Raw genomic sequence first — 12,219 nt, 5'->3', positions numbered from 1 at the left:
ATAGCTTCAGAACCGCCACTGATGAACATATTAGCTTTACCCAAACGGATATAGTTAAATGAATCGATCAATGAGTTATTTGATGAAGCACATGCCGAAACGGTTGTGAAGTTAGGACCGCGCAAACCATATTTAATAGATATATGGCCGGGGGCTATATCGGCAATCATTTTAGGGATGAAGAACGGGTTAAAACGTGGTGAACCATCGCCTTTAGCAAAGGCCGTAACCTCATCAAGGAAGGTTTTTAAACCACCAATACCCGAACCCCAGATAACGCCAATGCGGCTGGTATCCAGTTTTGAAAAATCTAATCCCGCGTCTTTTACGGCTTCTTCTGTTGAGAATAAGGCGTATTGTACAAAGGGATCCAATTTACGGGCGTCTTTACGGCCCAAAAAACCATCCGCGTCAAAGCCTTTCACTTCACACGCGAACTTAGTTTTGAATTTTTCGGTATCAAAACTTTTGATCAAGGCAGCGCCACTTACTCCATTGATCAGTCCGTTCCAATAATCTGAAACAGTGTTGCCAATAGGAGTAAGTGCTCCAAGCCCGGTTACTACAACTCTTTTAAACTCCATTTAATCCAGTTAGGGAGTTCTTATTTAACGTTTTTTTCAAGGTAAGCAACTGCCTGGCCAACAGTACCAATAGTTTCAGCCTGATCGTCAGGAATAGCCACGTTAAATTCTTTTTCAAACTCCATGATTAATTCCACGGTGTCTAACGAGTCGGCACCAAGATCATTGGTGAAACTCGCTTCTGGCGTAACTTCACTTTCGTCAACACCCAGTTTTTCTACGATAATAGCTTTTACTCTTGAAGCGATATCAGACATAGTCTTTATAGTTTAATGATTAATAAAAATTCAGTGCAAAGAAAAATAAATTCTGTCAATAAACAAATCTAAAACTTTTACAATATAAATCTCTAAACAAAATTTTATTGAAACAGTTTGTATTAGTAATTTTGACGGCGTAAAAGTAATGATTTTGAACAGGAAATTTTTAAAGTTTGAGATCGATTTTGATTTTGTGCTCATTGCAGTAACAAGCTCGCTTAAAGATTACCGGGTTTGTTTTCTTATAAACAAGTACTTAAATTTTAATTTCTCAAAAACCGATGACCTGGAAGTAGATATTTACCCCGGGGCTGAGCCCGTTTTGTTTTCATTATACCGCTACAGTTGGGAAACCACCGAAACCGACTTCTTCTTTATTGGCAATAAAGGCTCAGATGGCTACCTCGTGCCTGAAATAAAAAGTGCCGACTATTTTTTAATGATCCGCAACTATATAGATGATAATGAGCTTGATACGATCATCTCATCGCTCAATAAAATACCAGAGATAGTTGCAGCCGTAAAGATTGACCCAAAAAAAATAAAATCACGGGAAAATCTGTTATTTTAGCGCCGAATTTAAAAAGGTGTAGGTTTTACAATCATTAAATATCCTCCAGTTTTAACCCGAATAATATGGAACTATACTATAATCGTACAAAAATTGTTGCCACCATGGGGCCGGCATCAGCTAAAAAAGATGTTTTATTAGCGATGATCAAGGCAGGTGTTAACGTTTGCCGTCTTAATTTTTCGCACGGTAAGCCCGAAGATCATAAGGTAGTGATCGATCTTATCCGTGAGATTAACGAGCAATACAAAACAAACGTAGGCATCCTGGCCGATTTACAGGGCCCAAAGATCCGCATAGGCCTGGTAAAGGATGGCGGTATTCATTTAGTTAATGGAACGCACATCAAAATTACCACACATGAGTGCATTGGTAATGATGAGCAGATCTATATTACTTATGATACCTTCCCACAGGATGTGCAGGCAAATGAGATTATTTTGCTTGATGACGGTAAACTACAGTTAAGGGTTATTGAAACCAACAAAATTGATACAGTTATATGTGAGGTTGTTCACGGTGGTATCTTAACATCACGTAAAGGTGTTAACCTGCCAAACACCAAAGTATCTATCCCAAGCTTAACCGAAGAAGATCTGATCAACCTTGAATTTGCCCTTAAACAGGATGTAGAGTGGATCGGTCTTTCTTTTGTACGTACAGGCGAGGATATTATTGACCTGAAACGTATTATAGCACGCAACGGCTCGGCAGCTAAGGTTATCGCCAAAGTTGAGAAGCCAGAAGCTATTGAAAATATTGATGCCATTATTGCTGCTACCGATGGTGTGATGGTAGCCCGTGGCGACCTTGGTGTTGAAATGCCGCTTGAAGAAGTGCCATTGTTGCAAAAAATGATTGCCCGTAAATGCCGCGCTGCTTCAAAACCGGTTATTGTAGCTACCCAGATGCTGGAGTCAATGATCACTACGCCGCGCCCAACCCGCGCCGAAGTAAATGACGTTGCCAACTCTGTATTAGATGGCGCCGACGCAGTGATGCTAAGCGGTGAAACATCAGTTGGTGAGTTCCCGGTTATAGTTATCGAAACTATGGCCAAAATTGTTCGTAACGTTGAAGAACTTGGCTATCCGTTTAATGCTCCTAAAGAAGCGGTAGCTAAAGATACTTCGTCTCCATACTTCCTGAGCGATGCGCTTTGTGAATCGGCCGTTTATATTGCCGAGCAAAGTAATGCAGTAGGTGTTGTTTCCATGACCACTTCAGGTTATACAGCATTCGAGATATCAAGCCACAGGCCTAAAGCAAGTACTTACATCTTTACATCAAACAAGCAATTGCTAAATGCGCTTAGTCTTGTTTGGGGTGTGAGGGCATTTTATTATGACCAGTTAGAAAGCACTGATCAAACCATTGCTGATGTTAACGATCTGCTTAAAGCCGAGGGTTTAATTAAAGCAGGCGACGTAGTTGTTAACACAGCGTCTACGCCTATTATTAAGCAAGGAAAAACCAATACGCTTAAATTAAGTGTTATTGAATAAAGATATTTAAGATCTTACTTTTAATGAAGAAGGCTCGCCGGGATAACTGGCGGGCTTTTTTGTTGGGATATAGACTATATAAAAACAATGCCGGTTACCCGAAGGTAAACCGGCAAAGCACAATTAAAATCAGACATAATTCAGGTTTAGATTGAAAGTCCGATCCCTTTTGCTATCCTAAAAAATAAAAGGTAGATGTTTCTTTAAATATGCTTATCCGCGTTTATAAAAACGATTGAGACATTTGGCACAGCGGTAACGTTTTACAGCCAACCCCGGGAGTAATAGTTTAACAATAGCCCCCCTTTTTATCCGGTCGCAAAATTTGTTTTTGCATTTCGGGCATATCGCGGCAGGTGCTTTGCCAATGGTTGGTATAGTACCTGATTGTTTGTTATCGGTACCCAGCCTATCCTCATTAAAAGTCACAGTCATTATCTTAGGGGATTTATCTCACAAAACTGCCCAAAAGCAATATAATAAAACTGCCATTTAGCTTCACAAAACCGCCATTTACGTTAAAAAAGCAACCGTTTAAGTTAAAAGATACCTGAAAGCTAAAAAGGCTAACTAAAATGACAGGCAAACGCAATGTTTAAAGCAACTCATTAACGTCGCGGCCATAATGTTCCTTAAACAATTTACTAAAGTATGCAGGGGTATCAAATCCGGCGGCGTATGATACTTCGGCAATAGTGCGATACTTACCGCTTTCAATGGCTTCGCGTGCTATTTGTAACCGGATGGCGCGAATATATTTATTAGGCGTAAGTCCGGTAATTGATTTTATACGGCGAAATAATTGCCGCTCGCTGATGGCCAGTTCATAGCTGAGTACGGCAAGGGTAAGATCCGTTTTCCCGGTATATTTTCGTACCAGGGTTTCCAGTTCCTCAAGCCAGGATAAATCGGCAGGTGAGAGTACCGGATCGGCGTTTTCTGCTGGTTGCCCGGCCGGCTGACCGTTGGTGAGGGTAATAAGTTCATCATCATCAGCGTGGGTAACACCGGAGCGGGCGGCAGCGTTATTAATAAGGTTGGCAGCGCGTGCAAGTAGTTCGCTGCTTAAAAATGGTTTGGTAAGATAATCATCCACACCTGTGTGAAGCGCCTTAAGCTTGTGCCTGGTATCGGCCAGCGCGGTAAGCATGATCACCGGGATGTTGCAGTAAGCCGGACTTTGCTTCAGGGTTGCAAGCAAGGTAAAACCATCCATTTCGGGCATCATCACATCTGATATGATCAAACTGGGTGTTGAAGGAAGTTCCTGCAATCTTTTCAGGGCCTCACGGCCGTTATTGGCAGTAACAAGCTGATACAACGGCCGCAGGATATCAGCGATATAGGCAGCCATTTCATGATGGTCTTCTACAAGCAAAATCAGTTGTTCACTGGTGCTTGCCAGATCATGCCAGGCTACTTTAAAGGCATTTCCGTCAACAGTTGCTTCAATAGCCTGTTCGTTGGCAATTTTAAGGGGGATGGCGGCCTTAAATAATACACCACTTCCCCAATTATTTTCTACTTTGATATGGCCGCCCATCAGCTCTGTCAATTCGCGGACTATAGCAAGGCCGATGCCTGTTCCACCTTCCAGAGGTGCAGCATCCTGCTTGCCCTGGTAGTAGCGGTCAAAAATATGCGGCAGATCGTCGGGCAAAATGCCCATTCCGGTATTGGTCACGCTAAACTCTATCATATCAAGCCTGATCGTTGCTGTGACGGTGATAATGCCGGTATGTGGTGTAAACTTGATGGCATTGCCAATAAGGTTATTAGTTATCTTTTCAAACTTTTCCTGATCGAGCGAAACAAAAAGCATTGAATCGACCGAATTAATAAGCCTGTAATCGATCTCTTTATATTCCGCAGCCGAAGCAAAGCCCTGGTACAACGTTTTTATAAATGATGCCAGGGCCACAGGCTTTGCATTCACGGTTAACTTGCCTGCTTCCAGTTTACCAAGGTCAAGTAATTCATTAACTACATTAAGCAGATTTTTACTATTGCGTGCTATGGTATTCAGCATCTTTCGTTGTTCATCTTCATAATTATGAAAGGCCATCAGCTGGGCTGCCGGCCCCATGATCAGCGTTAACGGGGTACGCAACTCATGGCTTATGTTAGCGAAAAAGCGCGTTTTCATGGCATCCAGTTTTTCCAGCTGGCTATGCTCTTCGGCCAATAAAGCCGCTTCTCTTTTCTTTTTTAAGATGAACCACCTGTAGCCCACAGCCGATGCCAGCACTATAACCAGCGCAAGTGCAATTAAAAAATTCCGTTGTACTTCAACCAGTTTGGTTTGATCGGCTGCTATCAGTAAGCGTTTATCGGCCTGGTATTTTTTGTCCAGCTCTGCAGCATCCCGTACTTTATCAAGCGCGTTGATACTGTCATTGAGCCGCCGGTACAGGTAATTGTATTTAAAAGCATTCTTATAATCACCAATGCCCTTGTAGGCATCGGTTAAATGGTTATAGATGTTTTTTTGTATGGTAAGATTGCTCTGTGCTTCAGGCTGAATAGCGACGGCCATCTCCCCATATTGTGCTGCCTTTTTAAACTCCCTATGATCAACGTACATGGTCATAAGTTCATTAAGGTTATGTTTTTCGAGGGTTTTAAAATCCCCTTTCCTGGATATTTCCAGCGATCGCAGCAGGATGTCTTCGGCCTTTTTATCCTGCCTGGTCATGAGGTATAGCCGGCCCAGGTTGCCCTGGTAACGGGCAGTGCTAAAATCTGAAAGAAAATGAGCATACTTTTTATCAAGCACCTGCTCCATTAATCGCGTAGCTTCGGCCAAATTAGTTGGTGACGACATGCTCCGTTCAGAAAGTATATTGGATATATTACTCAGCGCAAAAATATAAGAGGCTGTATCCTTTATGCTCAAAGCATCTTTTGAGGCCTGTTCTGCATAAGGCAACGCCTGCTTAGGATTTTCTATTGACCGGTAGATATCGGCAATACACGCGCGGCAGTCAACACTCAAAGCTTTCCATCCGCGGCTATCGCACTCCTTTAATATTTTAAAAGCAACGTTTAGGGCCTCTACCGTTTTGGCTTCGCGGCTAAGCATATAGGCTACCATGATGGGAGCTTTTTCGTAGGTAAGTGAATCGGCCGGGGTAGCAAGTTTGGAGGCTTCTCGGCCAAATGTTAAGGCATCATGTTCATTGCCTATGCCGTAAGCCTGGTAGGCCTGTGCCAGCAATACCCGGGCTTCAAACGGTTTGTTATTATTCTTCCTTGCCGAACCGATAAGCCTTTTTGCAAGCATAGCCGCCGAATCCTGGCTTTTCATGCCTCTTAGTATTTTTAATACCGGTTCTTTATTAGGCTTAGGTTTACTTTGCGCCTGAGCAGTAAAATTGCTTAAAATAATAAAACAGAAAGGGATGATCCTTCGGAAAAGATGGGTAGCGTAAATTGTAATAGGGGTCATGATATTGAGGCCAAATTACAATTTTATTAGGCTCAAAATTACCTAATTTGAAATAAATTACCTTATAAATAATTTTTATCCAGAATGTTTTCTTACTTGTTCTTTTTAAATCAATAATTAAAATTGCCTGTTTTGTTGTTAATATTACGCCATTAAAGCTATATGCCCGGCCTAATGTTATAATTGATTACTTTAGCGGCTGGTATTGTTATAAAATTGACCATGAAACACTACGGACTAATCGGTTTTCCGCTCTCCCATTCATTTTCAAAAAAGTTTTTTACCGAAAAATTTGAAGCCGAAGGCATAACAGATGCACGTTATGACCTTTACCCTATCGAGCATATTAAAGATCTGCAGGACTTGCTCGATGAGCACCCTGATATTTGCGGTCTTAATGTAACCATCCCCCATAAAATAAATGTATTGCCTTTATTAGATTGGATAGAGCACGATGCCCGCAAAGCCGGTGCTGTAAACTGTATCAGGGTAACTGCCGAAAGCCCGATCGAGGCGGCATTTTCGGGAGAGATAGGCATTAAGGACCACGACTTCAGGCTGGAGGGATATAATACCGATATTTACGGATTTGAGGAATCATTAAAACCTTTAATTGGCGATGGTAACGATGACGCCCTGGTTTTAGGCGATGGCGGTGCAGCAAAAGCTGTAAAGTGTGTACTGGAAAACTTAGGGATCACTTATAAGGTTGTTACCCGGAAGCCTACACACCATGCGGATAATATCCTGTTTAAAGACCTTAAGCCGCACCATATTGTACAGCACAAGCTTATCATCAATACCACCCCCCTGGGTACTCATCCCAATGTTGATGAATGCCCGCCCATACCTTATGACTTTATTGGCGAAGACCATATTTTATACGACCTGATATATAACCCCGAAGAAACCCTGTTTTTAAAGCAAGGCCGCGAGCGAGGTGCTACCACTAAAAACGGCTACGAAATGCTGGTTTTACAGGCCGAAAAATCATGGGAGATCTGGAACTCAAAGGAGAAACATCCATGAAGTATGTAACCTTGCTGGTAACGGCATTATTGTTTTTGGCGGCATGTGGTGGTAATCATGATTATTCGCCTAAACCGCGTGGCTATTACCGCATAGCGTTCCCAAAAAAGGAATACCAGGATTATGCTGCCGGTTGCCCGTATTCGTTTACTTACCCTAAATATGCTTATATCGAGCCCGATAAAAAGCGTGATGCCAAACCTTGCTGGGTAAACATGCAGTTTCCGCAATTTAATGCTACACTGCATTTAAGCTATCAGCCAATCACCTCAAAAAAGGAGTTTAATGAACTGGTTGAGGATGCCCGTACTTTCGCCTTTAAGCATACAGTAAAAGCCACATCTATTGACGAAGGCATTATCCATTATGCCGATAAGAAAGTTTATGGCATTTACTATACAATAGATGGCAATGCCGCTTCATCGGCCCAGTTCTTTTTAACAGATAGTGTGCATAACTACATCCGCGGGGCTCTATACTTTAACAGCGAACCCCGGCTTGATTCTATCCAGCCGGTGCTTAATTTTATAAAGCAGGATATGGCTGTGATGATCAAAAGCTTTAAGTGGAAGTAGAAGGCCAGAAGCAAGACTTCAAGAATCAAGAGGCAGGATACTTGCCCCGTGTAAATTGATTATATCGGCTATAAATATGCTGTTGCTAAGCTATAAGATAGCTTTGTTCGCTCAACAATTGGGGCAATTGTAAAATTTGAGGAAACATATAATTTAATTACCATTATTCTCCCTGGTGAATCCAGATATATTTTTCACCATTACAGGAAATGACTCCTCCCGAATTGGGTTCGCCATCCATTAAGTCGTAGATATAAACTCCGGGGTGCTTGAGGTTATTTTTTTTACTTCCGCTAATATTATCGTCTTTATCAAATACAGTTTCGTAGACGACTTTATCTTTATATAGTTTCCAGCCCTTAGCCCAATTAAAATCATCCCCTCCGTTTCCAAAATTTACACCTGCGCCCATGACAAAATATTTATGACTGGTTTGATGTATTATAAGTATGCCTTTCTTTTTGTTTTTTTTACTGATGATAAGCGCGGCAATATCTTTACTTCCATCGCCGTTAAAATCGGCACTTAAAAAGGATGGTTTAATGAAATTGCTTATCCCATAATGTTGATCGAGTTTTAGGGTTCGGAAGCTGTTGTAAAACCATGCCGGCATTTTAGCCTGGGCAAATAATGATAGCGGGACCATCATTATTAAAAATAAAATTAGTTTTCTCACTTGGGGTTAAGGCATTTTGCTCGAGCGAAAATAATAGCATTATTCGACTTTCAGGCCCCTTCTAAAACTTATTATTTTTGTTTCTACCAAATTTACAAACAGGCCAGTGGATCTATTGTTATTGATAGAGCGCGGTGTATTATCTCTGCCATTAATCAGCAAACAATGAAACTCATCAAAATCAATAAAATACGTACTGATATCCGGTTACATACCGAAAACCTTGCCCATACAGGGTTCAGGAAAATATTTGAAGGCATTGATCAGCTTAAGATAAAAAACGGTGTTGATAAGCTGGGCCTCGAAGGTTTTATTAACCAGTGCGCCTGCCTTGCTGCAGGCTCAGGTGCTATGGCCGGCAGTGGCGGCATGTTTACGCTGGTAGCAGGGATCCCCTTTGATTTCATCAACCTGATCACCCAGCAGTTTAGGGCCACTATGGGCATCATGTATTATTACCGGGGCACCTATGATAATGGGTTCGATGATTTCATGTCATTAGTAGCAACATCTGTAAGGGTGGAAGCCGGTGTGGCGATAACCAAAAGCATGATGGAAGGTATTGCCGAACGGATGCTCATGATATTAGGTACCCGAACAGCCGAACGCCTTATCCCCGTTGTTGGTGCCGTAATTGGTGGCACGGCAAACTACCTGTTCATCAAACGCATGGCCGAACAGGTGAAACGGATGCAAAAGGATTATGTGGTAATTGAGATGGGATAGACGCATTGACCTTGCAAGTGGTTTGGGTTAAAGCCCGAGCTTCTGATCCACTTTTACCCGTTGGTTAAAACCAACGGCAATGAATGAAACAAAACTTCCATTCATTGCCGTCCCATTTACGGGACGGATCTTAAACTATGATAGAGGGCTTTAGCCTAAATAGGCTGTGGGTTTAAAACGTACAAATTGTATAGCCTTATGCTTTGCGCTTTCAGCTTTCTAAAAGCTACATTCCATCAAGCATGCTCAGATCAAATTTGGGTTTTATGGCATACCTTAGCTGTACTAATCCGCTCGAAAATTGCTCACTGCTCAGCAATATAAGTTCAACACGATCTTTCGAACCGGTGAATAACGGTTTCCCTCCACCTAAAATAATGGGGTGTACCGAGAGCATAAACTCAGTGATCAATCCCCGGTCAATAAATGTGGAAACGAGGCTTGCGCCGCCAAACAACCAGATGTTGCTACCCGCCTGGTTCCTGATCTCTTCTACACGCACCGCGAAATCGGCACTATTAATGATTTCTGTATTGGGGTTCTGCGATGGCTGAAGGCTATCCGAAAAAACATACATCTTTAAAGCGCCGAACATCTCAGGATCGGTACTCATCAGCATTTCGTAGCTTTTACGGCCTATGAAAATAGCATCACTGTTGTTTAAAAACTCAGTCATGCCATAATCCTGATCGGCCAGGCACCAATCGTATTCGCCGTTAGTACCTTCAATGAACCCGTCCAGGCTCACCGCGAGGTTTAATATTATTTTACGCATGGGTTATTCTTCAGGTGTGTTATTCATTTCCTGCCATTGCTTGCTGAATGATTTATCTGCAACATGCGGCATTTCGCGCAAATGGCCCCAGGTTCGCTTAAAGAAAGTTTTAAGCAGGAAGTTTTTCATGCCGCCGCCAAAAAAATCGGTAAGCTTACGTTTAAGCATTCCCTTTTTCCAGATGGCCCAGCCCCAGCGCTCTTTATTGGTCACCAGGTTTTCGTTCACCGCATCCCGTCGGTTAAGGAGCAGCATTTTATGGATATCTATTTTAACCGGGCAAACCTCGGTACATTTACCACAAAGACTTGAGGCATAGCTCAGGTGCTTGAAGTTTTCCATACCCTGTGTATGCGGGGTAATGATGGAACCTATTGGGCCGCTGTAAGTGGTGGCATAAGTGTGCCCGCCAATGTTTTTATAAATTGGGCAGCCATTAAGGCAGGCCCCGCAACGGATGCAGTAAAGCCCCTGGCGCTGGTCTTTTTTTGCCAACAGGTTAGTTCGGCCGTTATCTAACAGCACTACGTACATCTCTTCAGGTCCGTCGGTTTCATTTGGCCGTCGCGGACCGCTTAATATAGTATTGTAAACTGTAAGATTTTGCCCGGTACCATGGGTAGATAGCATTGGCCAAAACAGATCCAGATCGGTAATAGAAGGGATAATCTTCTCAATGCCTACAATAGCGATGTGGATTTTAGGGAACGTAGTGCAGAGACGTGCGTTGCCCTCATTCTCACTAATAGCAATACTGCCGGTATCCGCCAGCAGGAAGTTAGCACCAGTTATGCCTACATCGGCCTGTACGTATTTTTCACGAAGCAGTTCACGGGCTTTCAGGGTAATCTGTTCGGGCGTAGCATCAATAGGGGTTCCAAACTTTTCGTGAAAAAGCTTAGCTATATCCTCCTTGCTCAGGTGCATCGCCGGGGTAACAATATGGTATGGCTTTTGGCCTAATAGCTGTACTATGTATTCGCCAAGATCCGTTTCAAGCGATTCGATCTGGTTGCTTTCTAAAAACTCATTGAGGTGAATTTCTTCGGTAACCATCGATTTGGATTTCACCACGGTTTTGGCATTGGCCTTTTTGATGATGTTCAGGATCTCGCGCTGGGCCTCTTCTACATCATTAGCCCAGATCACTTTGCCGCCTCGCTTCTGGAAATTAGCTTCAAATTCCGGGAGGAATTTGTCCAGATTCTCCATCACCTTCCATTTGAGCACATGCCCTTTTTTCTTAGCATTATCTAAATTGATAAGGCGCGACAGACCCCGGGTTACCGCTGTATTGTACCGGTCAATATTGAAATTGATAATCCGGCGATGATCAGCATCAAATGCCTTCTCTTCCGATTTTATCAAAAATTCTTCAGCGGTTGCTCCCATATATGCGAAAATAGGTTTTTTGTTTTTAAGTTTTGGGTGAGTGGTTGATTAGGTGAGTAGTTTTTTATTTCTTGAACATTTTATTGGGTGTATGGTTTTAGTAAATCAATTTTCCTTCGCTGCCGCGGGGGGGAAATAGTGAATGGTTGATTAGGTGAGTAGTTAATTCGCTTAAGAATATTTTTGTAGAGGCACATAATGTGCCTCTTTTTATTTTACAAAAGTTTTAAAACCTTCTAACATATTAACTGTTCAAAAACAACCACTCACCCAAAAAATAAAACAAAAATCCTACTTTCGCATATATGGGAGCAACCGCTGAAGAATTTTTGGTAAAATCGGAGGAGAAGGCTTTTGATGCCGATCACCGTCGCATCATCAACTTCAATATTGACCGGTACAATACAGCGGTATCACGGGGCCTTTCGCGCATTATCAATTTAGATAATGCCAAAAAGAAAGGTCATGTGCTTAAATGGAAGGTGATGGAAAACCTGGATAAGTTCCTCCCCGAATTTGAGGCCAATTTTCAGAAACGAGGCGGCAAGGTGATTTGGGCTAACGACGTAGAAGAGGCCCAGCGTGAGATCCTGAACATCATCAAAAAAGCCAACGCCAAAACTGTGGTGAAATCCAAATCGATGGTTACGGAAGAAATTCACCTGAACGAGTTTTTGG

13 protein-coding genes are annotated in these 12,219 nt (G+C 42.4%); 6 read left to right on the top strand and 7 right to left on the bottom strand.

Going from position 1 to position 12,219, the window contains the following annotated elements; genetic code table 11:
- Positions 1-584 (bottom strand): beta-ketoacyl synthase N-terminal-like domain-containing protein (locus tag VF500_RS28455; RefSeq protein WP_330862894.1); only part of this gene is annotated, 584 nt, incomplete at its 3' end.
- A gap of 20 nt (positions 585-604) precedes the next feature.
- Positions 605-841 (bottom strand): acyl carrier protein, encoded by a 237-nt coding sequence (locus VF500_RS28450; protein ID WP_031266521.1) that lies wholly within the window; start codon positions 839-841, stop codon positions 605-607.
- 154 nt (positions 842-995) lie between these two features.
- Between VF500_RS28450 and VF500_RS28445 the strand changes: the two genes are divergently transcribed.
- Together VF500_RS28445 and pyk are read left to right on the top strand one after the other, a co-directional pair.
- Entirely contained in the window at positions 996-1,415 is a 420-nt protein-coding gene (locus tag VF500_RS28445; protein ID WP_121233494.1) for an IPExxxVDY family protein, read from the top strand.
- Positions 1,416-1,480: 65 nt separating this feature from the next.
- Positions 1,481-2,920 (top strand): pyruvate kinase, encoded by a 1,440-nt coding sequence (gene pyk / locus VF500_RS28440; RefSeq protein ID WP_330862893.1) that lies wholly within the window; start codon positions 1,481-1,483, stop codon positions 2,918-2,920.
- A 213-nt stretch (positions 2,921-3,133) separates the two neighbouring features.
- Here pyk and VF500_RS28435 read toward each other — a convergent pair whose 3' ends face one another.
- Entirely contained in the window at positions 3,134-3,355 is a 222-nt protein-coding gene (locus tag VF500_RS28435; RefSeq protein WP_330862891.1) for a hypothetical protein, read from the bottom strand.
- A gap of 160 nt (positions 3,356-3,515) precedes the next feature.
- Positions 3,516-6,368 (bottom strand): response regulator, encoded by a 2,853-nt coding sequence (locus VF500_RS28430; protein WP_330862890.1) that lies wholly within the window; start codon positions 6,366-6,368, stop codon positions 3,516-3,518.
- Between the two features lie 222 nt (positions 6,369-6,590).
- On the opposite strand from VF500_RS28430, the gene aroE reads away from it, so the two are divergent.
- Positions 6,591-7,397 (top strand): shikimate dehydrogenase, encoded by an 807-nt coding sequence (gene aroE / locus VF500_RS28425; protein WP_330862889.1) that lies wholly within the window; start codon positions 6,591-6,593, stop codon positions 7,395-7,397.
- Positions 7,394-7,972: a gliding motility lipoprotein GldD gene (gene gldD, locus VF500_RS28420; RefSeq protein WP_330862888.1), complete on the top strand. Its 579-nt coding sequence runs from the start codon at positions 7,394-7,396 to the stop codon at positions 7,970-7,972. Before aroE ends, gldD begins: the two co-directional genes overlap by 4 nt.
- 163 nt (positions 7,973-8,135) lie before the next feature.
- On the opposite strand, the gene VF500_RS28415 is transcribed toward gldD, so the two are convergent.
- Positions 8,136-8,621: a hypothetical protein gene (locus VF500_RS28415; RefSeq protein WP_330862887.1), complete on the bottom strand. Its 486-nt coding sequence runs from the start codon at positions 8,619-8,621 to the stop codon at positions 8,136-8,138.
- Positions 8,622-8,813: 192 nt separating this feature from the next.
- Between VF500_RS28415 and VF500_RS28410 the strand changes: the two genes are divergently transcribed.
- On the top strand, positions 8,814-9,374 hold the full coding sequence (locus tag VF500_RS28410) for a hypothetical protein (protein ID WP_330862886.1): 561 nt from the start codon (positions 8,814-8,816) through the stop codon (positions 9,372-9,374).
- Between the two features lie 226 nt (positions 9,375-9,600).
- On the opposite strand, the gene VF500_RS28405 is transcribed toward VF500_RS28410, so the two are convergent.
- Together VF500_RS28405 and VF500_RS28400 are read right to left on the bottom strand one after the other, a co-directional pair.
- A complete protein-coding gene (locus VF500_RS28405; protein ID WP_330862885.1) occupies positions 9,601-10,149 on the bottom strand; it encodes a dihydrofolate reductase family protein in 549 nt (182 codons plus the stop codon).
- Positions 10,150-10,152: 3 nt separating this feature from the next.
- On the bottom strand, positions 10,153-11,541 hold the full coding sequence (locus VF500_RS28400; RefSeq protein ID WP_330862884.1) for a LutB/LldF family L-lactate oxidation iron-sulfur protein: 1,389 nt from the start codon (positions 11,539-11,541) through the stop codon (positions 10,153-10,155).
- Positions 11,542-11,846: 305 nt separating this feature from the next.
- Here VF500_RS28400 and VF500_RS28395 point away from each other — a divergent pair.
- Positions 11,847-12,219, top strand: a 373-nt coding sequence (locus tag VF500_RS28395; protein WP_330862883.1) for an LUD domain-containing protein, incomplete at its 3' end; no start/stop codon positions are given.

The organism is Mucilaginibacter sp. (assembly GCF_036383575.1).
Taxonomy (GTDB): Bacteria; Bacteroidota; Bacteroidia; order Sphingobacteriales; family Sphingobacteriaceae; genus Mucilaginibacter.
The sequence above is the reverse complement of the archived record's forward strand: the minus strand, read 5'-3'. Positions and strand labels throughout refer to the sequence as shown.

What these genes read in the sequence shown, in the direction of transcription:
- VF500_RS28450 (WP_031266521.1), bottom strand. Translation starts at nt 841, where the DNA reads ATGTCTGATATCGCTTCAAGAGTAAAAGCTATTATCGTAGAAAAACTG.
- pyk (WP_330862893.1), top strand. Translation starts at nt 1,481, where the DNA reads ATGGAACTATACTATAATCGTACAAAAATTGTTGCCACCATGGGGCCG.
- VF500_RS28435 (WP_330862891.1), bottom strand. Translation starts at nt 3,355, where the DNA reads ATGACTGTGACTTTTAATGAGGATAGGCTGGGTACCGATAACAAACAA.
- VF500_RS28430 (WP_330862890.1), bottom strand. Translation starts at nt 6,368, where the DNA reads ATGACCCCTATTACAATTTACGCTACCCATCTTTTCCGAAGGATCATC.
- aroE (WP_330862889.1), top strand. Translation starts at nt 6,591, where the DNA reads ATGAAACACTACGGACTAATCGGTTTTCCGCTCTCCCATTCATTTTCA.
- gldD (WP_330862888.1), top strand. Translation starts at nt 7,394, where the DNA reads ATGAAGTATGTAACCTTGCTGGTAACGGCATTATTGTTTTTGGCGGCA.
- VF500_RS28415 (WP_330862887.1), bottom strand. Translation starts at nt 8,621, where the DNA reads ATGATGGTCCCGCTATCATTATTTGCCCAGGCTAAAATGCCGGCATGG.
- VF500_RS28410 (WP_330862886.1), top strand. Translation starts at nt 8,814, where the DNA reads ATGAAACTCATCAAAATCAATAAAATACGTACTGATATCCGGTTACAT.
- VF500_RS28405 (WP_330862885.1), bottom strand. Translation starts at nt 10,149, where the DNA reads ATGCGTAAAATAATATTAAACCTCGCGGTGAGCCTGGACGGGTTCATT.
- VF500_RS28400 (WP_330862884.1), bottom strand. Translation starts at nt 11,541, where the DNA reads ATGGGAGCAACCGCTGAAGAATTTTTGATAAAATCGGAAGAGAAGGCA.